General features: G+C 51.9%; 17 protein-coding genes. 8 read left to right on the forward strand and 9 right to left on the reverse strand.

Going from position 1 to position 25,636, the window contains the following annotated elements:
• Positions 1-74: 74 nt before the first annotated feature.
• Together DCW36_RS16200 and DCW36_RS16205 are read right to left on the reverse strand one after the other, a co-directional pair.
• Positions 75-2,828 (reverse strand): DNA gyrase/topoisomerase IV subunit A, encoded by a 2,754-nt coding sequence (locus tag DCW36_RS16200; protein ID WP_114781315.1) that lies wholly within the window; start codon positions 2,826-2,828, stop codon positions 75-77.
• A complete protein-coding gene (locus tag DCW36_RS16205; RefSeq protein ID WP_114781316.1) occupies positions 2,821-4,683 on the reverse strand; it encodes a DNA topoisomerase IV subunit B in 1,863 nt (620 codons plus the stop codon). Before DCW36_RS16205 ends, DCW36_RS16200 begins: the two co-directional genes overlap by 8 nt.
• Positions 4,684-5,035: 352 nt before the next feature.
• On the opposite strand from DCW36_RS16205, the gene DCW36_RS16210 reads away from it, so the two are divergent.
• The 3 genes from DCW36_RS16210 (at position 5,036) to fbaA (ending at position 9,232) form a co-directional block, all read left to right on the forward strand.
• On the forward strand, positions 5,036-6,178 hold the full coding sequence (locus DCW36_RS16210) for an AI-2E family transporter (RefSeq protein ID WP_114781317.1): 1,143 nt from the start codon (positions 5,036-5,038) through the stop codon (positions 6,176-6,178).
• Between the two features lie 327 nt (positions 6,179-6,505).
• Positions 6,506-7,915: an exonuclease domain-containing protein gene (locus tag DCW36_RS16215; protein ID WP_114781318.1), complete on the forward strand. Its 1,410-nt coding sequence runs from the start codon at positions 6,506-6,508 to the stop codon at positions 7,913-7,915.
• A 237-nt stretch (positions 7,916-8,152) separates the two neighbouring features.
• A complete protein-coding gene (gene fbaA, locus DCW36_RS16220; protein WP_114781319.1) occupies positions 8,153-9,232 on the forward strand; it encodes a class II fructose-bisphosphate aldolase in 1,080 nt (359 codons plus the stop codon).
• Between the two features lie 167 nt (positions 9,233-9,399).
• On the opposite strand, the gene DCW36_RS16225 is transcribed toward fbaA, so the two are convergent.
• From DCW36_RS16225 to DCW36_RS16240, 6 genes are all read right to left on the reverse strand, one after another.
• Entirely contained in the window at positions 9,400-10,368 is a 969-nt protein-coding gene (locus DCW36_RS16225) for a 1-phosphofructokinase family hexose kinase (protein ID WP_114781320.1), read from the reverse strand.
• Positions 10,369-10,480: 112 nt separating this feature from the next.
• Positions 10,481-12,889, reverse strand: a complete 2,409-nt coding sequence (locus DCW36_RS22745) for a glycoside hydrolase family 65 protein (protein WP_205702952.1) — start codon at positions 12,887-12,889, stop codon at positions 10,481-10,483.
• A gap of 9 nt (positions 12,890-12,898) precedes the next feature.
• Positions 12,899-13,720, reverse strand: coding sequence for a trehalose-phosphatase (otsB, locus tag DCW36_RS22750; RefSeq protein ID WP_205702953.1), 822 nt, complete (start codon positions 13,718-13,720; stop codon positions 12,899-12,901).
• A gap of 3 nt (positions 13,721-13,723) precedes the next feature.
• Positions 13,724-14,470, reverse strand: a complete 747-nt coding sequence (locus DCW36_RS22755) for a beta-phosphoglucomutase family hydrolase (RefSeq protein WP_205702954.1) — start codon at positions 14,468-14,470, stop codon at positions 13,724-13,726.
• Positions 14,471-14,505: 35 nt separating this feature from the next.
• Complete coding sequence (locus DCW36_RS16235; protein ID WP_164891162.1) at positions 14,506-17,310, reverse strand: cation-translocating P-type ATPase; 2,805 nt, start codon at positions 17,308-17,310, stop codon at positions 14,506-14,508.
• 67 nt (positions 17,311-17,377) lie between these two features.
• On the reverse strand, positions 17,378-17,560 hold the full coding sequence (locus tag DCW36_RS16240; RefSeq protein ID WP_128396985.1) for a hypothetical protein: 183 nt from the start codon (positions 17,558-17,560) through the stop codon (positions 17,378-17,380).
• Between the two features lie 487 nt (positions 17,561-18,047).
• Here DCW36_RS16240 and pgi point away from each other — a divergent pair, with 487 nt between their 5' ends.
• The gene (pgi, locus tag DCW36_RS16245; protein WP_114781322.1) at positions 18,048-19,700 is read left to right on the forward strand and encodes a glucose-6-phosphate isomerase; all 1,653 of its coding nucleotides are present in this window, start codon (positions 18,048-18,050) and stop codon (positions 19,698-19,700) included.
• 189 nt (positions 19,701-19,889) lie between these two features.
• Positions 19,890-21,461: a hypothetical protein gene (locus tag DCW36_RS16250; RefSeq protein WP_164891163.1), complete on the forward strand. Its 1,572-nt coding sequence runs from the start codon at positions 19,890-19,892 to the stop codon at positions 21,459-21,461.
• Positions 21,462-21,678: 217 nt separating this feature from the next.
• Here the strand turns inward: DCW36_RS16250 and DCW36_RS16255 are convergent, their stop codons facing one another.
• Positions 21,679-22,767 carry a DNA topoisomerase IB gene (locus DCW36_RS16255; protein ID WP_240676210.1) on the reverse strand — a complete coding sequence of 363 codons (1,089 nt, stop codon included), beginning with the start codon at positions 22,765-22,767 and terminating at the stop codon, positions 21,679-21,681.
• A gap of 130 nt (positions 22,768-22,897) precedes the next feature.
• Here DCW36_RS16255 and DCW36_RS16260 point away from each other — a divergent pair, with 130 nt between their 5' ends.
• From DCW36_RS16260 to DCW36_RS16270, 3 genes are all read left to right on the forward strand, one after another.
• Positions 22,898-23,299 carry a hypothetical protein gene (locus DCW36_RS16260; protein WP_114781324.1) on the forward strand — a complete coding sequence of 134 codons (402 nt, stop codon included), beginning with the start codon at positions 22,898-22,900 and terminating at the stop codon, positions 23,297-23,299.
• 225 nt (positions 23,300-23,524) lie between these two features.
• Positions 23,525-24,349 (forward strand): M48 family metalloprotease, encoded by an 825-nt coding sequence (locus tag DCW36_RS16265; RefSeq protein WP_114781325.1) that lies wholly within the window; start codon positions 23,525-23,527, stop codon positions 24,347-24,349.
• A 48-nt stretch (positions 24,350-24,397) separates the two neighbouring features.
• On the forward strand, positions 24,398-25,588 hold the full coding sequence (locus DCW36_RS16270) for an App1 family protein (protein ID WP_114781326.1): 1,191 nt from the start codon (positions 24,398-24,400) through the stop codon (positions 25,586-25,588).
• Positions 25,589-25,636: the final 48 nt, after the last annotated feature.

Raw genomic sequence — 25,636 nt, forward strand, 5'->3', positions numbered from 1 at the left:
TATCAAATATCTTTTCATAACTCATTTTCCCACTCATAAGACAGATGACAACATTACCTATAAAAGGATTTTATTTAGAACAAGTTTAGCTGCTTCTTTTTCTTGACTGCTTCTTTTGCACTATTATCATCTATACTAGGTTCTACGTCGGCACCGGATTCTGGTTGGCTTCCGCTTGCGCGCGCTGCTTCTTCTGCCAGTTCAAGCAGTTCGGATGGCACGGCTGCGGCCTCTCTTTTAGCAACAGGTTTCTTTGGTTTTGCCTTTTCTTCCTGCTGCACCAGTTCCTGCTTCGGCACATCCACATCCAGAATCTTGTAATAATTTAATTTATTACCCAATGCTTTCCAACCTTTCACGTCGATGAACTCGCTCAGCAGCAGCTTCTCCCCTTCTTTGTCGCTCCTTCGGTCGCGCTTGAACTTGATATCGGCCAGCGGTTCCGGATGTGTAGACACGGCTTCGAGCCTGGAACCTTTGGTTTCCGGGATAAAAGTAAAGCGCTTGGCAATGGTGGAAGTTTCGATTTTGAAACGCTTCACATAATAGGTCTTGCTTTCGCCTTCGTAGTAGATCGCCGAAATAACCAGCTCCGGGTAATACTTCTGCAGCACCTTAATGCGCTCCACCGCGTAATGGTTGGCCAGGTCAAACGAAGTCAGTTCGTAGCTGCCATCGTCGTACACCACCAGGATGGTATCGTCGGTGTTGAAGGAGCCCAGGTAGCGGCCGCGGCCTTCGGTATTCAAACGCCCGATCACTTCGTCGTAATAAATCTCGCGTCCGCCCAGTGTCGACTCGCCCAGGCTTTTCTGCACCACTTTCTTGATCGGGTACTTGGTAACGATGTTACCGTTAGAACCTTTTCCTTTGATAAGAAGTTCGGCAAAGTCGAATTCAAAGACTTTGTTGCGTGCTGAGGCAGCAGGCGCCAGCGTTACCGTAACCACTTCCGATTCGGAGTTCGGGTTGGCGGTGAGGTAATGCACTTTGGAATTTTTCTCACCTTTGGTCAGGTCGTATTCTTTGTCGCGGGTAATCGACTTCACGGCGAATCGCTTGGCATACGAAACACCCGACTTGCCATCTACATAAATCATGTTGTAGACCATGTGCTCGTCGTTTTTGTTGTAGACGTGCGCCATGATGATGTCTTTGCCCACAAAGGTTTTATCGGCCACCTTCGTCACTGTAAACTTGCCGTCTTTACGGAACACAATGATGTCGTCCATATCGGAGCACTCGCACACAAATTCGTCTTTGCGAAGGCTGGTTCCGATAAAGCCGTCTTTGGCATTCATGTACAGCTTCTGGTTGGCAATAGCCACTTTCTGTGCCGTAATCACATCGAAGGTCTTCACCTGGGTGCGGCGGTCTTTACCCTGGCCGTATTTCTTGAGGAGGCCTTCGAAGTAAGAAATGGCGTAACGGATAAGATGTGCCAGGTTATCGTCCACCTCGGCCATCTCTTCCTCCAGCTTCCTGATATATTCGTCGGCTTTGAAGGAGTCGTATTTGGAGATGCGCTTGATCCTGATTTCGGTCAGGCGCACGATGTCCTCTTCCGTCACCTCGCGGCGCAGCAGGGGCTTGAACGGCTCCAGGCCTTTGTCGATCGCCTCGATTACAGCTTCCCAGGTTTCGCACTCTTCGATGTCGCGGTAAATGCGGTTTTCGATAAAGATTTTCTCCAGCGACGAATGGTGCCACTTGTCTTCCAGTTCTCCTTTGCGAATCTCGAGCTCGCGTTTGAGCAGGTCTACCGTTTTGAAAGTAGAAATGCGCAGCAGCTCGTCCACACTCATAAAGTGCGGCTTGTCTTCGATAATCACGCAGGTGTTGGGCGAAATAGAAACCTCGCAGTCGGTGAAGGCATAGAGGGCATCGATGGTCAGGTCCGGTGACACTCCCGGCGGCAGCTGCACATGTATTTCCACTTCGGCTGCCGTGTTGTCCACTACCTTTTTGATCTTGATCTTGTTGTTCTCGCTCGCCTTCACGATCGATTCCATCAGACCGGTAGTGGTAATGCCATAAGGCACATCGCGGATGATGAGCAGCGTTTTGTCGATCTTCTCGATCGTGGCCCTCACCCGGATCTTGCCGCCGCGCATACCGCCGTTGTAGTTGGTCACGTCAACTTGTCCGCCCGTCAGGAAGTCGGGCAGCAGCTGCGTCTTTTTGCCTTTGAGCACATCGATTGAAGCCTTAATCAGCTCCTTGAAGTTGTGCGGCATAATCTTCGTAGACAGACCTACGGCAATACCTTCCACGCCCTGCGCCAGCAGCAGCGGGAATTTTACCGGCAGCGTAACCGGCTCGTTTTTACGGCCGTCGTAGGACAGCTGCCACAGCGTGGTCTGCGGGTTAAACACCACATCGAGCGCAAACTTGGAAAGGCGCGCCTCGATGTAACGCGATGCAGCTGCACTGTCGCCGGTGCGCACGTCGCCCCAGTTACCCTGCGTCTCGATCAGCAGGTCTTTCTGCCCCAGGCCCACCATGGCATCGCCAATCGAAGCATCGCCGTGCGGATGGTACTGCATGGTTTGCCCGATCACGTTGGCTACCTTGTTAAAGCGACCATCGTCCATCTCTTTCATGGCGTGCAGGATACGGCGCTGCACCGGCTTGAGGCCGTCTTCGATAGCTGGCACCGCGCGTTCCAGGATTACATAAGAAGCATAGTCGAGGAACCAGTTTTCGTACAAGCCGGAGACCGGGGTTACGTTATGAATGACTTCGTCTTCGCCATCCGTAAAGTGCACTTCCTGCTCCATTTCTTCGTGTTGGTGTAATTCTTCGTTGTTCAACTCGTCGTTATGCATATACTTCCTCTACTATGTCTTTCTCTATTCTTAGGTTCTCGATAATAAACTGCTGCCGGTCCGGGGTGTTTTTGCCCATGTAGTAAGTCAGCAGTTTCTGGATGGTGGTGTCCTTCTGCAGGATCACCGGCTTGAGCTTGATGTTATCGCCGATAAACTTGCCGAACTCATCCGGCGAGATTTCTCCCAATCCTTTAAAGCGGGTGATCTCCGGCTTCTTGCCCAGTTTGTTGATAGCTTCCTGCTTTTCGGTTTCGTTGTAGCAGTAGATGGTTTCCTTTTTGTTGCGCACCCTAAAGAGCGGCGTCTCCAGGATGTACACGTGCCCGTTGCGCACCAGGTCGGGGAAGAACTGCAGGAAGAACGTAAGCAGCAGCAAGCGGATGTGCATGCCGTCCACGTCGGCATCGGTGGCGATGACCACGCGGTTGTAGCGCAGGCCTTCCAGCCCTTCCTCTATGTTTAGGGCGTGCTGCAGCAGGTTCAGCTCTTCGTTTTCGTACACCACCTTTTTCTTCATGCCAAAGCAGTTGAGTGGCTTACCTCTTAAGGAGAATACCGCCTCGATATCCACGTTGCGCGATTTGGTGATGGAGCCACTAGCGGAGTCACCCTCGGTGATGAACAGCGTGGAGAGCAGGTTGCGCTCGTCTTTGTCTTCGTTGAAGTGCAGGCGGCAGTCACGGAGCTTGCGGTTGTGCAGGTTGGCTTTTTTGGCGCGCTGGTTGGCCAGCTTCTTCACGCCTGCCATATCCTTCCGCTCGCGCTCGCTTTGCTCGATGCGGCGCTTCAGTTCGTTAGCGGTGTCGGGATGCTTGTGCAGGTAGTTGTCGAGGTGCTCTTTTACAAAGTCGTTGATGTAAGCACGCACGGCAGGCCCGTCCGGTCCCATTTCGATAGAACCCAGCTTGGTTTTGGTCTGCGACTCGAACACCGGCTCCTGTACGCGCAGCGAAATGGCGCCAATAATGGAGCCACGGATATCGGCGGCGTCATAGTCTTTCTTATAAAAATCACGCACCGTCTTCACCACTGCCTCGCGGAAAGCCGCCAGGTGGGTACCGCCCATGGTGGTGTACTGGCCGTTCACGAAGCTATAGTATTCTTCTCCGTACTCATTGCCGTGTGTCAGGGCCAGCTCGATATCCTCGCCTTTCAGGTGGATGATCGGGTAGCGCAGGCTTTCGGCGTCGGTCTTGTGCGAGAGCAGGTCGAGCAAACCTTTTTCGGAATAGAACTTCTTGCCGTTGAAGTTAATCGTCAAACCGGCATTCAGGTAAGCGTAGTTCCATATCTGGTTTTCGAGGTAATCGGGGTTAAACCGGAAGTTTTTGAAGATGGTATCGTCCGGCGTGAAGATGGTGAGCGTACCGTTGCGCTGGCTGGTCTCCTCCAGCTTATGGTCGGTCGTCAGCACCCCGCGCTCAAACTCGGCGGTCTTCATCTGCCCTTCACGCACCGACTGCACTTTAAAGTAGCTCGACAGGGCATTTACCGCTTTGGTACCCACCCCGTTCAGACCAACCGATTTCTGGAAGGCTTTGCTGTCGTACTTACCACCGGTGTTGATCTTGCTCACGCAGTCGATTACTTTGCCCAGCGGAATGCCGCGGCCATAGTCGCGCACCTGCACCTTGTGGTCCGATATTTTAATCTCGATGGTTTTGCCGTTCCCCATCACGTGCTCATCGATGGAGTTGTCAATCACCTCTTTTACCAGAATGTAAATCCCGTCGTCCGGCGAAGACCCGTCACCCAGTTTACCAATGTACATGCCGGGGCGCAACCTGATGTGCTCGCGCGGCTCCAGCGACCGGATACTGTCTTCGTCGTAAAAATGCTCTAACTCTGCCATTCTTTAAGCGTATTGTTGTGTTTAGGTAAAATCAACCGGAAAATTAAAAAATAAAAGGCATCTGCCATAATGAAAGCTCCAGGTGCCTGTACTAAATTGCAAGGTAAATATTTTTTTGCTAAATATTTTAGTCTCCTGCTGCCATATTTCAGCCTTTACCATTTCTGCGTCCTAAATAACAATAATACAGCGCTACTGGTTCACAGGAGCAGGAGAATTCTGCAGGAAAGAAAGCTAAATTATTTAGCATTTTTATATTCAAAAACAAATATATTTGCTGCTGATTTTTTTTTACTGAATGTACCTGAAATTGCTGAATTTGCGGTTTCAACAATTTATCAAACAACTCTCAATGGAAATCAAACTGCCCAAGTACTTAAAGTATACCATCATACTGCTGGGGCTCATCTTGTTACTGTGGATACTGCAGACGTTCAAGTCAACGCTGATGCCGATGGCTTTCGGGTTGCTGTTTGCCATGCTGCTGCTCCCCCTTACCCGCGACCTGGAAAACAGGAGGCTGCCGCGGGCTATTGCCATCTTTATCAGCATCATCTTTGTGGTGGTGATCCTGGGACTGGTGGTCTGGTTTCTGTCGGTGCAGCTGATGAGCCTCACCTCGGAACTGGACAAGATCGGCGAAAACATTAATGCCCTGATCATGCGGTTCCAGGAATACCTGTACCAGAAAACAGGAATACAGCCGGTCAATAACACCGACCTGATCCGGAATATCATTGGCAGCCTGCAGGACATTTCCACCACCTTCCTGGGCAGCACCATCTCCATGACAACAGGTGCCATTGCCGCCCTGACGCTGGTGCCCATCTTCGTTTTCTGCCTGCTCTACTACCGCGACCACCTGGAGCAGTTCATGTTCAAGTTCGTAACCCGTGACAGGCGCGGCAACATGAATCAGACCATCACCAACATCCAGGGCGTGATACAGAGTTATATTTCCGGGCTGATGATCGTGATCATGATTGTGGCCCTGCTGAACTCGGCGGGCTTGCTCCTGCTGGATGTAAAGTACGCTATCTTTTTTGGTGTCTTCGCTTCTATCCTGACCATTATTCCTTACATCGGTATTCTGATCGGCGCCACGCTGCCCGCCCTGTTTACGCTGGCAACAACCGGCAGTCTGCTCGATGCGGCACTGGTGGTGGTGGCCCTGATGGTGGTGCAGTTCCTGGAAGGAAATTTTATTACTCCTTTTGTAGTAGGTTCAAAAGTAAGTATCAATCCTTTTGCTGCCATCGTAGCCCTGTTAATTGGCGGAGAAGTGTGGGGACCGGCCGGCATGATTCTTTCCATTCCCATCATCGCCACACTTAAAGTATTGTTTGATGCCTATCCGCCCCTGAACCCCTTCGGTTTCCTGATCAGCGATATAGAAGATACCAAACCCAAAAAGAGTGGCCGTTTTAACCGTATGTTCGATAAGATAAGAGAAAAGGCTATCCGGAAAGGAAAGGAGGAACGGGAGGAAAAGTGATTGTCTGCTAATTTTGTTTGCAAAACAAGCTGCTGGAGTTACACATTTGAAACATATTACTAAAATTTTTGGTTTATAGTTTAGTTATTGGCACAGGAAGTTTAGGAGTTTGAGAGTTTAGGAGTTTGAGAGTTATTAAGTAAAAATCATAGGTATCAAAAACCACAAAAATGACAGTTCAGGCAAGAGCAGTGGCTTTGGTGACAGGTGTAGTGAAACGGTTAAACCCCTAAACTCTATAACTCTCTAACTCCAAAACTCCCAAACTCCTAAACTTAATTGACCTCCCCAATAACTAAAAACGAGTAACCAATAACAAAAGAAGCTTTGTACGCTATAGTAGATATCGAGACCACCGGCAGCCAGCCAGCCCAGGATAGAATAACAGAGATCGCTATATTTATCCATGACGGGCAGCAGATCGTGGACCAGTATTCCACGCTCATCAACCCGCAGCGGCCTATCCCTTATTTTATCACGCAACTCACCGGCATCTCCGACGAAATGGTGCAGGATGCGCCCAAATTTTACGAGGTGGCCAAAGAGATTGTGCAGTTTACCGAAGGGAAAATATTTGTAGCCCATAACGTACGTTTCGACTATTCCTTCCTGAAAAAAGAATTTGCCGACCTCGGTTTTACCTACCAGCGCAAGACCCTCTGCACCGTGCGCCTGAGCCGTTCCCTTATTCCGGGCCTTCCCTCCTACAGCCTGGGCAAGCTCTGTAAAAGCATCAACATCGACCTGCAACAACGCCACCGCGCCATTGGCGATGCCGAAGCAACCGCAAAACTCTTCGACAAGCTGATCAAAATAAACCGGCCTGTGATAGATGGCGCCCTGCACGCGGCAGAGCCAACGCCGGAGCTGAAGAAGGAAATTAAAACGTCGCTGCTGCCGCCCAGCATCAGCAAAGAGCTGGTTGAGTCGCTGCCTACGCAGCCGGGGGTGTACTACTTTCATAACGAGGCGGGCGAGGTTATTTATGTGGGCAAGAGCATCAACATCCGCAAGCGCATTGTGCAGCACTTCAACATCGACTACAAGAGCCGCAAATCGCTGGAGTTTAAAAACAGCATTGCCGATATTACCTATGAGCTGATGGGCAACGAGCTGGTGGCGCTGCTGTTCGAATCGGCGGAAATCAAACGCCTGAAGCCCCACTACAACCGGCAGCAGCGCCGCAGCGTGTTCAATACCGGCATTTATGTGTACGAAGACGGCAACGGCTACAAGCGGCTGACGTTTGGCAGCATCAACAAAGCCGATAATGCCAACTTAACACCGGTCATAGCACTTACCAATCACTACAAAGCCAAGGGTTTCCTGTTTCATAAAGTGGCCAAATACAACCTCTGCCAGAAGCTCTGCGACCTGTACAAAACCAACGGGGCCTGCTTCGATTACCAGGTTCACCAGTGCAACGGCGCCTGCATTGGCAAAGAAGACCCCGAAACCTATAATGCCCGTGTAAACGAAGCCCTCGAATCGTTTGCTTACGAGCACGACAGCTTCGTGATTGTGGGCGAAGGACGACATCAGAACGAGCGATCGGTGGTGGTGGTGCAGAATGGCATGTACCAGGGGTTTGGTTTTGTAGACGAAACCTTCGCAGCACAGGGTATCGGCGATTTTATTGGAGCCGTTAAGCGCTACAACGACAACAAAGACATTCAGCAGATCATCCGGGGCTACATGCGCGGCAAGCACAAGGATAAGGTGCTGGTTTTTGAGTAGGGAACAGCCTTCTGCCCCTGCCACCATAGCCACTGCTGATTTCCCCTGAAAAATTGCCTGTTGACAGGCAGTAAAAATTGAAATTGTGCAATCGATTTCCCGTTTAACTGTAAAAATCACAACATAAAAAATGAGATAAATTTTCCGGTAAGTACTTTTAAATTACGTTAATTCGGGGTAGTATTGAATAATATACCAACCTGACTACTTAATTTAAACTTTAATTATTTAAAAACAGTGAGCGAAACAACAACCAAATTCAGACCTGGTGTACTTTTCGGCGATGAAGTAACAGAGCTATTCAAGTACGCAAACGAAAATAACTTTGCGCTTCCGGCTGTAAATGTTATCGGAACCAACTCTGTGAATGCAGTTTTAGAAACAGCCAAAGCTGTTAATTCCCCGGTTATCATCCAGTTCTCGCACAGCGGCGCCCAGTTTTATGCCGGTAAAGGCTTAGCAAACGATGCGCAGAAGTCTGCCATTGCCGGTGCTATTGCCGGTGCACACCACGTACACATTATGGCAGAGGCCTATGGCGTACCGGTTATCCTGCATACCGACCATGCCGCTAAAAAACTGCTCCCATGGATCGACGGTTTACTGGATGCCGGTGAGAAGTATTTTGAGCAAAACGGCAAGCCGCTTTTCAGCTCGCACATGCTCGATTTATCGGAAGAGCAGATTCATGAGAACGTGGAAACCTGCGCCAGCTACCTCAAGCGTATGGATAAGCTGGGCATGACCGTGGAGATCGAGCTTGGCGTAACAGGCGGCGAAGAAGATGGCGTGGATAACACCGGTGTCGACAGCTCCCGTTTGTATACCCAACCTGAAGAAGTTGCTTTTGCTTACGAAGAACTGAACAAAGTGAGCAGCCGCTTCACCATTGCTGCTGCCTTTGGCAACGTGCACGGCGTGTATAAGCCAGGTAACGTAGAGCTTCGCCCCGACATCCTGAAAAACTCGCAGGACTTCATTCAGCAGAAATATGGCACAGGCCCTAACCCTGTTCATTTCGTGTTCCATGGCGGATCCGGTTCTGAGAAGCACCAGATCACGGAGGCGATCGAGTATGGCGCCATCAAAATGAACATCGATACCGATATGCAGTGGGCCTTTACCGAGGGCATCCGGGATTACATGACAAATAAAAAAGATTACCTGCAGGCACAGATTGGCAACCCCGAAGGCGAAGATGTTCCGAACAAGAAACATTACGATCCGCGGGTGTGGCTGCGTGAAGGTGAAAAAACGTTCATCGAGCGTCTGAAGGAAGCTTTCAAAGATCTGAATGCGATCAATAGAAATGCTTAATTCCGTTTCAGATAAACAACAAAAAAGGTGAAGTTTGCGCTTCACCTTTTTTGTTGTTGGTCCTCTTCCGGAGCAGCGGCTGTGGTGGCTGGTGCAGCAGACTTTTTTGGACTTTACTACACGTTACTGCTGCTGCCACCATTGCCTTTCCTGCTACACCAGGTTCCTTAACTTTGTTTTGCGTAAGTTGTCTGGGCAAAACCGTTGTGCTCCTTGAGCCACTTAAAGATATCTTCGGTATCTTCTTTGGTACAGAGCTCCGAACCGGGTGTCATGGTGCAGGCGGTACCTGCCGCCACGCCATAGCGCACCACATCCAACAGGCTGCAGCCTTTGATCAGGCTAAGCACCATACCGGCTACCATACTGTCGCCAGCGCCAACTGCACTTTGCATTTTTACGGTTGGCGATACCACGTAGTGAATTCCTTCTTTGGTGGCCAGCATGGCGCCACGCGGCCCCAGCGACACGACCAGTACTTCGCATTTGCCTTCGTCCAATACCTTTCGGGCAATCTTCTCCTGCTCCATCGCCGTAATCTCCTCCTTCCCGGCAAGCGCGGCAAGTTCGCCCAGGTTGGGCTTGAGCAGGTAAACGCCTTCACCGGCTGCTTTCATCAGGGCATCGCCCGAGGTATCTACCACCAGCTTAAAGCCACGCTTATGCGCAATTACGGCCAGCTGGTAATAAAAATCGTCGGGTACGCCGGGCGGTAAGCTGCCACTGGCCACCACATACTCCGGCAGTTCCTCGGCCTGCTCGAGTTTGGTCAGAAACTGCTTCCATTCAGCTTCTGAAGTCTGGGGACCGGGCATTCCAAAGCGGTACTGGTTGGTGGTGGATGTTTCGAAGATCATCAGGTTTTCGCGTGTCCAGTTTTTTGCTTTTGCAGCCCAGAATTCAACGCCTTCATCCCGCAGCAGCTCTTCCAGCCGCTCCCCGGATGGCCCGCCGGATAAAAACCAGGCACAGGAGTGTCCGCCTAACTTATGAATGGCTCTTGATACGTTAATGCCGCCGCCGCCGGGTTCGAATTTCGGCACATCACAACGCAGCTTTTTTTCGGGCTGCACCTGAAATATGCTTGTGCTTTTATCCAGGGCGGGGTTCAAGGTGATGGTTACAATTTTTTGCATCTGTTCGCAGGGTTACAAGGTTTATGTTCAGAAACTACCGGTGTAAACAAGGTTATTTGCTCTTTGCCTGCCGCTCAAAAAGTAAATTTAAAAACGGCCGTACCGGCAGGTATTATTTTTTTGTGATATCAAATTCGCGCTGATCTCCCGTCCGGAAGGTGTACACTTCGCCTTTCACACCAATCTGGACCTCCGTCGAAAAGCCTCTGTCGAGGCTGAGGATAAGGTTATGGTGCGTAAGCCGCAGCGACAGCCAGTGGCCCCGGTAGCGGAGGTTCAGCTTGATAAAGCTAATTTCTTCGGGCAGCACCGGGTTTAGCCATAATACGTCGTCACGGATTTCCAGGCCAATGTAACCGCGCTGCACCAGGTCTATCGTACCGGCCATGGCACCCAGGTGAATACCTTCCTGCGTGGTGCCGCCCTGTACATCTTCTATATCGCTCAGCAACGCAACTTTAAAGTTAGACCAGGAACGTTTCCGGTCCGAACGGGCCAGCACCCAGGAGTGCACAATCTTGCTCAGGGTAGAGCCGTTCGAGGTGCGGCTTTCGTAGTAGTCGATGTTAGCGGGTATGTCGGCTGCTTTAAACGCATAGCCCAGCCGCTCGAACAAAGCCAGCAGTTCTTCCGAAGAAAACAAGTAGAAGAGCATAATCACATCGGCCTGCTTGCTGGCTTTGTACTTGTTTACGTTATCGCCTTCGCTTTCCAGGATGCGGTCCAGGCGCATCGATTCGCCGTGTTGCTGCCTGTATTTTTCCCAGGCAAACTCCTGCAGCTCCTCGTAGCGGTCGAACTGCGCGATAATGCAGCTCTCGCCGATAAAGGGAACGTACATGCGCCTGCTGATGTCGTGCCAGCGTTCCAGGTCCTCCTGGGTGATGTGCAGTTTCTCGTACAGTTCATTTAAACGGTCGGCATCCAGTACCTGAAAAATATTCAGGGCGCACTGAATTACCCAAACCGCCATTACGTTGGTGTAGGCATTGTTGTTGAGCCCGATGTCTGCTGAATCGGGATAGCCGGTATGGTATTCGTCCGGCCCCACAATATGGCAGATCTCGTACCGGTTCCGTTCCGGGTTAAACGTGGCGATGGTAGACCAGAACTGGGCAATATCGAAGATGAGTTCAGCGCCATAAAAATTCAGGAACTCCTTGTCGGCTGTTGCCTGGTAATACTGCCACACGTTGTAACCAATGGCCGCATTGATGTGGCGCTGCAGGTAGGTGTTGTCCGGCAGCCAGTTGCCGGATTTGGGGTTCAGGTGAATGACCTGGCTTTCTTCGCGCCCGTTGCTTCCGCTTTGCCAGGGGAACATGGCTCCCCGATAGCCGGCAACCTGGGCCATCTGCCTGGCTTCGGGCAGGCGGCGGTAACGGTACATGAGCAGTTCGCGGGTAATTTCGGGCAGGCGCAGGTTCAGGAATGGAAAAATAAACAGTTCGTCCCAGAAAATATGGCCCCGGTAAGCTTCGCCATGCAGCCCCCGGGCCGGAACGCCCACATCCAGGTCAACGGAATTGCCGGAAACGGTTTGCAGCAGGTGGAAGATGTGCAGACGGAGCACTCCCTGTGCTTTGTTGCTGCTCGCCAGTTCCAGGTCGCATCTGTCCCAGAGGTGGCGCCAGGCGCTGCTATGCTCTTCCAGCAGTTGGGCAAAACTGCGCTGGCGCCCGATGTTGGTTCGTGCCTCCAGCAATACCTCCGATATGGCAAAATCGCGGGAGGTGTAAAGCATGACTACTTTTTCGATGCGTACAGCTTGTTGCTGCACGACTTGCAGCACCAGGTGCTGCGCCACAAAAGCGCTGCCTTCTGTTTTGATTTCGCGGTGAAAAGCCTGCTGTTCCGGTTGCACAAACACCTGCGTGCGCGCCACCTGCGCCATCCTGATGTTGGACTGCTTTGTTTCTACCAGCAGGTAGATGGTTTCGTCGTTGTGGCGGCCGGCTTCCAGGGGGTGCAAATGCCGGCTTTCCAGCTGCCTGTAGCGGGCCACGCCACAGTTGGCCACACGGCCATCCAGGGCCGAACAGATTTCTATTTCGCCGGACCAGTTAAGGGGGATAAGCTCCCACACCAGCGCCGCCACATGCGCATTGGCCATGCTTGCAAAACGGCGGCTGACCAGGGAGGTCTCACGGCCACTAGCATCCTTTACATGCAGGTGCCGGACCAGCAGCCCCTGCTGCATGTCCAGCTCCTGCCGGAAATTAATAACCTGCACCTTGTCCAGGCTGAACCAGTCTTCGCCGGGATGCCGGAAAGTAAGAGGCAGCCAGTTGGGCCAGTTGACGAGGTCTTCGTTCTCGATTTCTTTTCCGGCTACCGTGGAGGTAAGGCGGTTGTAGCCGCCTGCCAGGTAGGTGCCCGGGTAATGTATGGCAGCGTCGGCAACGGCTTCCTCGGCTGCCCCGCGGGTTGCGAAGTAGCCGTTGCCCAGGGTACAGAGCGCTTCGCGCAGCGGCTGCTCTTCAGGCTTCCAGGTGTCGTATGTTATCTTCCATTCGGCCATCAGAATTACTTAGAGCCTGCTGAGATCTTCCAGAAACCGGCGCACTTCGTCTACATCTTCCAGCCTGTATGCTGCTGCTGTCTGCTCGTCGTGCTCGCCAACCAGAATGCTGATTCCCCTGCCCTGCAAGGTAGCAAATGCATCTTCGTCGGTTATGTCGTCGCCAATGTAGATGGGCATCGTCTTCTCCTGGTCCAGCCCCAGTTCCTCCATCAGCCACAGTACGGCTTTGCCTTTGTGCCAGTCCAGGTTAGGCTTAAGTTCGAGCACCTTTTTACCCAGCCCTTTTTTTAATTCAGGATGTCCTTCCAGTTCTTCATCAACCGCCTTCTTCACCAGGTCTACCTGCTCATCGGCCACATTGCGGTAATGCACGGCAATGGCATAGCGCTTTCGCTCCACCTGGGAGCCCGGTACATCTTTCAGGCGCTCTTTCAGGCTTAGCTCGGCTTTGTCCAGGGCCGGAACGGCCTCCCTGGCGCCTCCCGGCTCCGAAGCCATGCCACCCGGCCCCGTAATATCGAAGCCGTGCGAACCGGCAAAATAGAGCTCATCCATCTGCACCAGCCTGGCCACATTGGCACGGTCGCGGCCACTGACTACGGCCACAGGATGCACTTTGGCCAGGTTCTGCAGCGCCTTACGCATCTCATCGGAAAGCAGGGCCTTGTCCGGGTCTTTCACAATCGGGCTCAGGCAACCGTCGTAATCCAGGAAAACGGCTGGTTCTTTGCCTTTCAGCTTTTCCAGCAGCTCGTCTTTTTTTGCCAGCGCTGACGGCAAATCGTGCGCATTTTGTTTCGTGATGTTTTTATTTTCTGTTTGATTCATCAGTTAGGGGTTTGGGAAACGATTAATTACGACATCAGCCCCGCTGGCTTCCAGCGACTCTTTGTTAGTGCCACGGTCTACGCCTACTACCAGGGCAAAACCTGCAGCCTTTCCGGCTTCTATACCGGCCTGTGCATCTTCAAAAATGGCGGTTTCCTGCGGCGATACATTTAAACGTTTGGCAGCCTCCAGGAAAATGTCCGGTGCGGGTTTACCTTCGAGCTTTAACTCCGCCGACACTACTCCGTCTACGCGGGTATCGAATATTTTGTCTATTCTGGCAGAGCGCAGGATATCGTAGCTGTTTTTGCTGGACGAAATAACGGCTACCGGAAAACCTTTTCGCTTGTACTCCTGCAGGAAGTCCATGGTATCTTCAAAAACCACTACTCCGTTCTGCCGCAGCATTTCCTGGAAATACAGGTTTTTAAGTTCGCCCAGTCCTACGACCGTTTCGGTTCCCGGTTCATCGCCCGGATTGCCTTCCGGAATGGTAATGTCCCGTGACTTCAGAAAATTGCGCACACCATCCAGACGCGGCATGCCGTCAACAAATTTGCGGTAATCTTCCTGCACGTCGAATAATTCGTACTTTTTGCCATCCCGTTCGCCACGTTGTTTCAGGTAAGCATCGCACATTCTTTTCCAGGCTTCGGCATGTACTACAGCGGTTTTGGTAATCACACCGTCCATGTCAAAAATAAGTGCCTTGATATTTTTCTCTTCAATGAGTTGGTTCAGGTTGCTCATATACTGTGTTTGTTTGCTTTAATATCTGTGTTTTTCTATTTACGACCAAATCTAAGAAATTTATAGGCTTCTGCAACCCAAATTACACTTGTTGAGAGCGAGATTAAAATTAAAACATCGGTAACCGCCAGCGGTTCGAACCTGAATAAGCCACTCAGGAAAGGCGTGTAAATAACCAGCAGCTGCAGTAAAAGCGACACAAGGAAGGTAATGTTAATGTATTTATTACCGAAAATCCCAATACTGAAAACTGACTTTTTCAGCGACCGCATATTAAACGTATTAAAAACCTGCAACATCGAGATAACCAGGAATACTGCTGTACGTGCCAGTTCCTCGTCCTGTGGTAAAAAATAGTTAAAAACCGCCAGCGTTACGGCCAGCATGGTAACCGACATTATAACTAAGTACGGAATTACGCTCCGATCGAGGATGTTTACATCGCGCGCAACCGGTTTTTCTTTCATGATGTCGCCGTGGCCCCGCTCTGCGGCCAGCCCCAGTTCCATGATGCCGTCCGTTACCAGGTTCACCCACAGAATCTGGGTGGCGGTAAGCGGGAACGGCAGGCCCAGCACCATCGCCGTGATGAACACCAGCACAAAGGCGAAATTGGTGGTAAGCAGGAAGAAGCTCGTTTGCCGCACATTCTGAAACACGATGCGCCCCTCCCGTACCGCCTTTACAATGGTCGAGAAGTTGTCATCGGACAGTACGATCTGCGAGGCATCTTTGGCCACGTCGGTGCCGCGCTGGCCCATGGCGATGCCCACATCGGCCCGTTTGAGGGCAGGTGCATCGTTTACGCCGTCGCCTGTCATGGCGATCAGGTGGCCTTTGTCCTGGAGATGTTCTGCTATGCGCAGTTTGGTGTTGGGACTAACGCGGGTAAAGACCGAAACCTCCTGCACGAGCTTGTCAAATTCAGCTTCGTCTACGTCCAGTTCGTCTTCCTGCATAGCGTCCGGGTACTTGCCCTGCTGCCCGTCGCTGCTGATGATGCCCACTTCCCGTGCAATGGCTGCCCCTGTTTTTTTGTGGTCGCCGGTTACCATGATCACCCGGATGCCTGCCGATTTGCACGACTCGATGGCTTCCTGCACCTCCTGGCGCGGCGGGTCAACGATGCCCGTCATGCCTGTCCAGGTAAGTTCCTGCACATCGTCAGTAGCAGTGGTTGTGGTGGCAGGTGCAGCTTCCTTGTAGGCGAGTGCCAGCACCCGCATGGCCTCCCCCGCCCACTCTTCCATTTTGTCTTCAATCTCCCTGCGCTTTTCTTCCGTCAGTTCCCGGGGCCCCTCCGGCGTCAGGATTTGTGTACTGAGCTTCAGGATCTTTTCCGGTGCCCCCACTACCAGCAGCTCCTTCTTTCCCTCCTCCCGCTCTACCAGCGTAGCCCTGAACTTCTGTTCAGAGTTGAAAGGCAGGTCATCGAGGCGTTTTACCTCCTGCGGCTGGTCTTTGGCAGCCAGCCGCGCTTTTTCCGAAAGCACCAGCAAAGCAACTTCTGTCGGGTCACCAATTACGCCGGCTTCCGCCCCTGTTTCTGTTTCACCATTTTCATCCCCTGCATTTTCCTGTTCCTTTTCCTGCTTCTCCTTCTCCTGCGGCTTGTCTTTATCATTGTCCTGTGGTGCAGCCTCCTTCCCCAGCTGCGCGTTGTTGCACTCGCTGGCGATCAGCACCAGTTGCCGCAGCACACTGTTACCGGTCGGGTTGATTTCCTGTTCATCCTGTTTAAAGCCGCCTTTTACGGCGTAGCCGTTGCCTTCCACTGCCATCTCGGTGCCATCGCCCAGGAACACTTTTTTAACCGTGAGAATATTCTGGGTGATGGTGCCGGTTTTATCGGTCATGATCACGGTAACGGAGCCCAGCATTTCGGTTGCCGTAAACTCGCGTATGATGGCATTTTGTTTGGCCATGCGCTTTGCCCCGATGGCCAGCACGATGGAAATGACAACAGGCAGGCCTTCGGGAATGGACGAAACCAGGGTGGCCACCGTGAGCAGCAGGATTTCGTTGAACCGGTAGTCGCGGATAAAGTAGCCCAGCACGAACACCGTAACGGAGGTTGCAATGGAAATGATCGCCATCTGTTTTCCGAGGCGGGCCGTTTTCTTTTTAAAGTTGGTGGCTTCGGTTTTGATGCTGCCCAGCGATTCGGAAATTTTTCCGATTTCGGTGTGCTGTCCTGTAGCTGTCACCACTGCCTTTGCAGAGCCGCGTGCTACGTGCGTGCCTTTCCAGAGCATGTTGACACGGTCGCCCAGGTTTACGTCGCCTTCCAGCTCCGCTTCCTGTTTCTCGACAGGTAGCGATTCCCCCGTCAGGGCAGCCTCTTCCGCCTGCAGGTTTTTCTGGTTGATGACACGGGCATCTGCAGGAACGCCATCTCCTTCTTCCAGCACAATCACATCGCCGGGTACCAGTTCGCCCGAATCCACTGTTTTTACCTTGCCCTGCCGCTTTACATTGGCTTTCTGTTTCACCATGCTTTTGAGGGCCAGGATGGCTTTTTCGGCCCGGTACTCCTGCATAAAACCGAGCACGGCATTGAACATGATCACCCCCAGGATCACGTACACATCCACCATCTGGTCGGCATACCAGGCCACCCCTGCCGCGATAAAGAGGATAAAGATGAGGAAATCCTTGAACTGCTTGAGGAAAAGCAGGAAGGGATTGGTGCCTTCCGTTCCGGTGAGTTCATTAGGCCCGTACTCCTGCAGTCTTTTTCCGGCTTCTTCATCGGACAACCCTTCCCGGCTGGTTTCCAGTTTTTTCAGGGTTTCCTCAACCGGCAGGTGGTAGTAAGGGTGTTTCTGGTCTATTGCCATAGATCGCTCTTTTACATGTTGCATGCTAAACCTGCTGCTGCAGGCACAAGCCCGTTTGTCCGGACCTTTAAGGAATCCCCTTCGTCCGCTCCTCCGGCGGAACATGCGGCTCCTGTTCCGGTCTTTCGGGCGGGGCTTCCGGGAAAGGCGGCTGCTGTTCCGGCACTGCCTGTACCGGTGCTTTTCCGGCCTCTTCCTGGTCACGATGTAGCGATGGCTTTTCTTCCGGTTCCGATTTTTTGATGCCCATACTGTAGCTATTAATAAATGAGTTGTTACTTTCGCAGCGTATGCACCGGCACGAGCCGCGTAATCAGGTCAGGGGCCTGCTCTTTTTTAACGGCAGTTCATCCAACAAAAACGGGCTGCAACCAGCGGCAAAGCTACTTTTAGACGCTAAAAGAAACCTAAACGCCTGACTAGCTTTGTTACGCAGACAGGGCTTAAATGATGCTTTTTTAGCTTAGATGTTGGTGCCCGAAACCCCGCTATGCAGCAGCAGAAGGAATGGTGGCTGGAGCAGTGCAGTTTTATGGCCGCTAAACGGAAAGTAACTCCTGCCAGGCTGCTTTCTGTGCAGTGCACCACACGGTTAATAAACAGGTAAATTTTAGAATATTAAAAACACTATATCATTTTTTCCAGTAATTTAACACCATCATTTTTACTCAACGTCTGACAAGTCTGACAACCATATCACTACATCGTAATTTTAGAACCTTATCAATACTTTACTTATGCTGAACAACCACAACCCGGCCACTACGCAAGCCTGGAAAAACCTGGAAACACATGCTGCTGCCATCCGGCCAAAGCACCTGCGTGAGCTGTTTAAAGAAGATCCGAAACGCTTCGATAAACTTTCATTCACCCTTGGCGACACGCTGTACGACCTTTCCAAAAACCGTGTAACGGAAGAAACGTTGGACCTGCTGGCTGCACTGGCAGAAGAGATGAAGCTGACGCAGGGCATCGAAAGCATGTTCAGCGGCGAAAAAATAAATGCCACCGAAGGCAGAGCAGTGCTGCACACGGCCCTGCGCAACTTCACCGACGCCAGGCTGGAAGTAGACGGCGAAGACGTGCTGGCAGAGGTGCGCGATGTGCAGCAGCAGATGAAAGCTTTCTGCGAAAAGCTCCACTCCGGCCAATGGCTCGGTTATACCGGTAAAAAAATCAGCAACGTTGTCAACATCGGTATTGGTGGCTCAGACCTGGGTCCGAAGATGGTGTGCGAGGCGCTGAAGAAGTACCAGAAGCCGGACATCGAAATGTACTTCATCTCCAACGTAGACGGCACCGATGCCGCCGAAGTACTGCGCAGACTCGACCCGGAAACGACGCTCTTTATCATTGCCTCCAAAACCTTCACTACCAAAGAAACCATCGCCAACGCCCACACCGCCCGCGATTGGTTCCTGAAAGCGGCTGCGGACAAAGAAAACATCAAAAAACACTTTGTTGCACTATCCACCAACACCGCTGCCGTAGAAGAATTTGGCATCGCGCCCGAAAACACCTTCCGCTTCTGGGACTGGGTAGGCGGACGCTTCTCGCTGTGGTCGGCCATTGGCCTCTCCATTGCCTGCGCCCTGGGCTACGACAAGTTTGAGGAGCTGCTGCGTGGCGCCGAAGACATGGACAAGCATTTCCGTGAAACGCCAATCCGGCAAAATATCCCGGCGCTGATGGCGCTGCTGAGCATCTGGTACACCAACTTCTTCGAGGCCCAGACCCACGCCGTGCTGCCGTACGACCAGTACCTGCGCCTGCTGCCCGACTACCTGCAGCAGCTGCAGATGGAAAGCAACGGCAAAACAGCTACCCGCAACGGCGAGTATGTAAACTACGAAACGCAGCCCGTTATCTGGGGTGCAGCCGGTACCAACGGGCAGCACTCGTTCTACCAGCTCATCCACCAGGGCACCTTCCTGATTCCGTCTGATTTTATTGCGCCAGTAAACAGCCACAACAAGGTAGGCAACCACCACCCCATGCTGCTGTCGAACTTCTTTGCCCAGACCGAAGCGCTTATGAAAGGCAAAACGGCAGAGGAAGTGCGTGCCGAACTGCAGAAAAAAGGCAACATGAGCGCCGAAGAGGTGGAAGAACTGGTACCGCATAAGGTATTTGAAGGCAACAAGCCGTCTACGTCCATTATGTTCAAGCTGCTCACGCCACGCGTGCTCGGCAGCCTGATTGCCATGTACGAGCACAAAGTGTTTGCGCAGGGCGTTATCTGGAACGTGTACAGTTTCGACCAGTGGGGTGTGGAACTGGGCAAGCAACTGGCCGGCACCATCGAAGACGAACTGCTGAGCGGCAAGCAAGCGGAACACGACAGCTCTACGGCTGGACTGATCAGCTATTATAACCAGAACAAAAGCTAACATTCTGCAAATCTGAGCTGCAGTCTGCTCACACGAATTTCTGCCTTCAGACTTTTTCAGGGTTTTCCCGGAAGGAGCTGAAGGCAGATTTTTTTTGGAAAAATATTGGATAGAAGGCTCACAACAGCCAACAATAAACAAACCTTCTGCATCATTTGCGTTTAAGTACTGTTTCCAAACCACAGGCGGATGCACCGGAACTTAACGCGATTATTGTTTATATTTCTTTTTATCACAAGCTGTGCTGATGATGATTTTTATCAGCAGAATGCGCTGTACCAACAACCTGCTGCGGCTGGCGTGGCGCCTGACAGTGTTTGGGTGGTGGCAGGCAGGCATTACGACCGGAGCGGCTTTTTCCGCTTTTTCTGGGGCGATCATCACCGGGAACTCTGGACCACACCGGTAAAAGCAAAAGTGTTTGACATGGAAAAAATAGCCGGCGGCCTGAAGTTGGATGAAATCGGCGGCGGCTACCAGACCACAAGTTTCCAGCTCGTAGACAGTACCGGCAAAGAATACGCCTTCCGGTCAATCGACAAAAACCCGGTGCACGTGCTGTCGGATTTCTGGCAGAAAACATTTGTTACCAACATTGTGCGCGACCAGACCTCCGCCTCCCACCCCTACGGCATGCTGGTAGTGCCAGTTTTAGCAGAGGCTGTCGGGGTGCACCACACGAATCCGAAGTTGTATTATGTCAGCGAAAACGACACCTCCTTCGGCGTTTATTCAGACAGGGTGCAGGGGCGGCTGTTCATGCTGGAGGAGCGTTTTAAAAGTGTACATGATCTTACGCCCGCTTTTGAAAAAGCCACGGGATTTTTAGATTCCGACGAAGCGCTCCGCCTGCGCTTTGCTTCCAACAGGTACCGCTTCGACCAGAAAGCGTTTGCCCGCGCACGCCTGCTGGACCTGCTCATAGGTGACTGGGACCGCCACAAAGGGCAGTGGGACTGGGCGGTGGTACCACAAAACAGGGACACTGTTTTTCAACCCATCCCCAAAGACCGCGACCAGGTTTTTATCCGGATACAAGACGGCCTTATTCCTGCAATTGCTACGAGCAAAATTATGGCCCGGAAACTCCACTCCTTTGGAGAAGACATTGACGACGTGAAAGCCCTGATGCTAAATGCCCGTTTCCTGGATGCACGGCTACTAAACGAACTAGAAGCAGAAGACTGGCAGGCGATAGCCCGTGATATGCAGCACAAACTGACCGACGACGTTCTGGAACAGGCGGTAAAGCAGCTGCCAGAAGCAATATACAAAATTCAGGGCGACAAGATGATCCAGCAGCTGAAGAACAGGCGGAGCCAGTTGCCCGCAGCTGCAGCCAAAATGTATGAAATCCTTGCCAAAGAAGTCACCATTCCGGGTACGGATGCAGACGAGCTATTCCTGGTAAAGCGACTGAACGACAAGCAGACTCAGGTACAAATGCGAAGAATTGGAACCAACCAGTTGCTTTACAACCGGACTTTTAACCACAACGAAACAGAACGCCTCACCCTGCGCGGCCTGCGGGGCAACGATGCATTTGTGGTGGAAGGCAAAACTGACAAAGGCATCCTGGTGGAGCTGTACGGCGGCATGGGCGAAGACAAAATCACGGACCGTTCAGCAGTGAGTAACTGGAAAAAAATGACGCACATCTTCGACACCGAACGCGGCAATAAGATCGATTTCGGCACCGAAGCCCGTGACCGCACCACCCGCGATGTTCGGGTGCACGCTTACGACCAGGAGGGGAATTGAGATAGTTTTAGCTGTGCAGTGGGAGTGGTGGCAGGTGCAGAAAAGAAACTTTGCCTATTTAAGTCACAACTCCTGCTCTGCTAAGGGTTGCGGCGGATGAATAATAGTTAGGTGTAGTTACAAACTACACCTAGAAAAGGAATTAAGGTAATGAAGGATACAAAAACTTCTCTGCTCCTGCCTCCACTCCTTCTGCTCCTCTTTATAAATGAAAAAATTAAGCCGCCTGCTTCTCCTTCGCAACCCGCTGCAGCATTTTCAGCACCAGTTCTTCGGTTCCGGATAAGTGCTCTGTTTTAGGTGCTGTGGCATCGTGGGTTTTCAGGTACCGCAACAGCTTGTCTTCGCGGAACAGGTTTACCACTTCGGGGTGGATGTAATATTTGCTGCAGACGCTGGGGGTGTTGCCCAAGCCTTTGGCGACCAGTTTAACTGCTTCCTTTATGCTTTTCTCTTTTTCCAATTCGGGATGCTCGTCGATTACCTGCTCCAGGCATTCCACCATGCGTACGCTGCCGCCCCAGGTGCGGAAGTCTTTTGCCGTGAAATCGTACTCGGTGGCCTCCCGCAGATAATCGTTCACATCGCCCGACTCCAGCGTGTGCCTGTGGCCGCTTTCATCGAAATACTGGAAAAGGTCGTAGCCCGGAATGTCGCGGCACTTCTTCACCAGCCTTGCCAGCCGCCGGTCTTTTAGCCCGATCACGTGCTCCACTCCTTTCTTGCCCCTGAACGAAAATTGCAGCTGGCTACCCTCAATCTGCACATGGCGGTCGCGCAGGGTGGTGAGGCCGTAGGACTGGTTTGATTTGGCATAGTGGCGGTTCCCGATGCGGATCAGGGCGTTGTCGAGCAGCTTCAGGACGAGCGCGGTGACTTTCTTTTTGCTCAGTTGCCCCGCGCGCAGGTCCGCCTCAATGTGCTCGCGCAGCCTGGGCAGCGACTTGCCAAACAGGATCATGCGACCGAACTTGGTAAGGTTGCGGGTCTTTTGCCACTCGCCGTGGTAGATGTATTGCTTGCGGCCTTTGGCATCGCGGCCGGTTGCCTGCAGGTGCCCCCGGGCCGAAGGCGAAATCCAGACTTCGGTCCAGGCAGGCGGAATGACCAGTTTGCTGATGCGATCAAGTGTTTTTTCGTCTGTCACCTTCTCTCCTGCCGCGTCATGGTACCAGAACCCTTTGCCGGCTTTCTTGCGTGTGATGCCCGGCTTTCCGTCAGTCGTGTGCCGTAAGCCTGCCTGCCGGGCCGATTTTGCAGGATCGGCATATAGTTCGTGCAGTTCGTTCTTCTTCTTTGCCATCATCTGAGGCGCTTTTATTACCTCCTGCACTACATACTTTAATTCCGTACAAAAGTTATGGCGTAAAGCGGATGCCGGTAAGGGGATACAGGCAAACAACCTTATCTTTGCAACCTGACAAAAGATTTCAAGCATGCACCAGAATATTGCCTACCTCTATGCCTTTTTCGGGCTTTTCCTGATAACCTGTGGCGTTGTTTCCGTTCTGTTTTTAGGCCGGAAGGCAAAAACAGCAATTATGTCCGGAGGTTTTTTTGGCCTGGTTGCCTTAACGGCGGGCCATTTCCTGAACCTGTCCCAGCCCTGGGCGCTCTACCTGGGCTTAACAGAGGCTTTTCTCCTGACCTTTATTTTTGCATGGCGTGCCAGCACGGCCTTTCATACATTGATGGAACTGGTGCAGGCAAACGATCAGGCCGCTGTCAGGTCGAAAAGTATCGCTTTCCTCATTATTGCTACCATGTTTATTATGGCGCTGTTTGTGCTGGCTGTTTCGGTTACTTTCCTGCGCCAGGTACTGGAAGGGCTTGGGTAGCGTCCTTTATAAAAAGGGAAGAAACTTCGGTCATTGCTCCTCCGTAAGCTAAGGCATAGACGCTATTTGAAAGGAAGCCTCTGAATCTTTCAGGGGCTTTTTTATGGATCGTGTTTAACCTGTACCGGCACACTATATGTTTGGCATTTGCGTAACCTACCGTAGCCACTACTCCGTAAAGGCAGGATATTTTTATCGCTTATTATTTAACAAGTCTGATTACACATGAATAAATTAATCACAACCCCGTGCTGGCTGCTGAGCCTGCTAAGTTTACTGCTCCTAAGCAGCTGCGACGGGAACGACGGTGTCATCTTCTCCACCCAGGACGACATCAGTTTAGGTGCCCAGGTGGCACACGAGGTAGATTCTACTTACCGCGCCAAAGGGCAGCTCCTGGAGCGCAACAGCACCAACGCCAAAGCCTACGAACACATGGACCGGATCGTGAACCGCGTGCTGAATTCGGGGCAGGTCAAATACAGGAACGAATTTGCCTGGAATGTTAAAATCATCAAAGACGACGAAACCCTCAACGCCTTTGCCACACCCGGCGGTCATATTTATGTGTTTACCGGCCTGATAAAATTCCTGGAAGACGAAGATCATTTTGCCGGGGTAATTGCCCACGAAATAGCCCATGCCGACAAGCGGCACAGCGTTAAGCAGCTGCAGCGCGATTATGGCATTGCCCTGCTGCTCTCGGTGGCACTGGGTAACAACCCGGGTGCCTTGCAGCAGATTGCAGCCCAGGTTACGGGCACACTCGCCGGCTTACGGTTCAGCCGCGAAGCCGAAACAGAAGCAGACAATGCCTCTGTAGCCTACCTGGGCGGTACCGAGTATTATGCCTGCGACGGTGCAGCCGGTTTCTTTATCAAAATGAATTCGACTTCACAGGATGCAAATCCGCCCGAGTTCCTGAGCACGCACCCGAACCCTGAAAACAGGGTGCAGAACATACAGCAACAGGCACAGGAAGCAGGCTGCAAAACAGCTACAGCACCTGACACTGATTTTAATGCCCTCAAGAGTAGTCTTAAATTATAAACCTGAAACCAAAATGCCTGCCCCCGTGCAGGCATTACTTTTTTAGCTATGAAAAAGATGAAGAAAAAGGCAATTGATGCCGTGCTCCAGACCGAAGAGAAATTTGATGATCTTACTTTTAAGCTAAAGGAAAAACTAAACCTGCACCAACCGCTCCAGATTGTGCCTTACCGCAGCTACGGCACCGTAAACAGGCTGTATGTAAAAGGACGTGTGCTGGTAGATAAAGGGATAAAGCGATCGTCGGAAAAAGATACGCTCTGGCAGAACCTGCTGAACATGTACCGGCGTTTCGAGACCGATGAGATTCCCAATGCCCGAGTACAGCTGGAGTTCCAGGGGCAGCGGCACGAAATAACAACCGATGTGGAAGGCTATTTTGTACTCAACATCGAGCCCAAAACACCCCTGCAGCTCGACGACATCTGGCACCCGATCGAGTTGAAACTGGTTGATGCCCCCGTGGACTTTGAAGGTGAGGTGAAAGCAACCACCCATGTGCTTGTTCCGCCACCCGATGCCGAGTACGGCATCATCAGCGACATCGACGACACCATCGTGCGCACCGGCGCCACCAGCCTGCTGGCTTCCGGCAGAAATGTGCTGCTCAACAATGCGCACAAACGCATCCCGTTTCATGGCGTTTCTTCTTTTTACAAATCGCTGCAACTCGGGCGTAACGGCAAGCGCAACAACCCGTTCTTCTATGTATCGAGCAGCCCCTGGAACACCTACGACCTGCTGTACCATTTCCTGGAGCTGAATGAAATTCCAACCGGTCCGCTGCTGCTCCGCGATTTGGGCATAGATGAAACGAAGTTTCTGCAGTCGGACCACCTGAGCCACAAATACAAAGAAATTGAAAATATCCTCATCACCTACCCGGACATCAAATTCATCCTGATCGGCGACAGTGGACAGCAGGACGCCCCCATTTACCAGGAGGTCATCAAAAATAACCCGGGGCGGATTATGGCGGTTTACATACGGGATGTTAACATTGCCAAACACACCCGCAAGGTAGTAGCCATAGCCGATGAACTGAAAACAGACGGTGAAGTAGAGATGGTACTGATAAAAGAAACGCCGGAGGCGGCAGAACATGCAGCCAACTGCGGCTTTATCTTCCAGGAAGAAATTCCCCAGATAGAACAGGAAGCCAAAGTGGACGATGCCGGCGACGAAGGAGATGAAGAAGAAAATACAGCGGAGGGTGCAGAAGAAAACAAGCAGGCCTGATGCCGCATAAGCCGGAGCTGTGGCTATGGTGGCTGCTGCAGCAAAGGA

The sequence above is a fragment of the Botryobacter ruber genome, from assembly GCF_003347595.2.
Lineage (GTDB): Bacteria > Bacteroidota > Bacteroidia > Cytophagales > Hymenobacteraceae > Pontibacter > Pontibacter ruber_A.

Bases quoted from the DNA above. Each gene is read 5' to 3' on its own strand.
- DCW36_RS16200 (WP_114781315.1), bottom strand. From the start codon at position 2,828: ATGCATAACGACGAGTTGAACAACGAAGAATTACACCAACACGAAGAA.
- DCW36_RS16205 (WP_114781316.1), bottom strand. From the start codon at position 4,683: ATGGCAGAGTTAGAGCATTTTTACGACGAAGACAGTATCCGGTCGCTG.
- DCW36_RS16210 (WP_114781317.1), top strand. From the start codon at position 5,036: ATGGAAATCAAACTGCCCAAGTACTTAAAGTATACCATCATACTGCTG.
- DCW36_RS16225 (WP_114781320.1), bottom strand. From the start codon at position 10,368: ATGCAAAAAATTGTAACCATCACCTTGAACCCCGCCCTGGATAAAAGC.
- DCW36_RS22745 (WP_205702952.1), bottom strand. From the start codon at position 12,889: ATGGCCGAATGGAAGATAACATACGACACCTGGAAGCCTGAAGAGCAG.
- otsB (WP_205702953.1), bottom strand. From the start codon at position 13,720: ATGAATCAAACAGAAAATAAAAACATCACGAAACAAAATGCGCACGAT.
- DCW36_RS22755 (WP_205702954.1), bottom strand. From the start codon at position 14,470: ATGAGCAACCTGAACCAACTCATTGAAGAGAAAAATATCAAGGCACTT.
- DCW36_RS16235 (WP_164891162.1), bottom strand. From the start codon at position 17,310: ATGGCAATAGACCAGAAACACCCTTACTACCACCTGCCGGTTGAGGAA.
- DCW36_RS16240 (WP_128396985.1), bottom strand. From the start codon at position 17,560: ATGGGCATCAAAAAATCGGAACCGGAAGAAAAGCCATCGCTACATCGT.
- pgi (WP_114781322.1), top strand. From the start codon at position 18,048: ATGCTGAACAACCACAACCCGGCCACTACGCAAGCCTGGAAAAACCTG.
- DCW36_RS16250 (WP_164891163.1), top strand. From the start codon at position 19,890: ATGCACCGGAACTTAACGCGATTATTGTTTATATTTCTTTTTATCACA.
- DCW36_RS16255 (WP_240676210.1), bottom strand. From the start codon at position 22,767: ATGATGGCAAAGAAGAAGAACGAACTGCACGAACTATATGCCGATCCT.
- DCW36_RS16260 (WP_114781324.1), top strand. From the start codon at position 22,898: ATGCACCAGAATATTGCCTACCTCTATGCCTTTTTCGGGCTTTTCCTG.
- DCW36_RS16265 (WP_114781325.1), top strand. From the start codon at position 23,525: ATGAATAAATTAATCACAACCCCGTGCTGGCTGCTGAGCCTGCTAAGT.
- DCW36_RS16270 (WP_114781326.1), top strand. From the start codon at position 24,398: ATGAAAAAGATGAAGAAAAAGGCAATTGATGCCGTGCTCCAGACCGAA.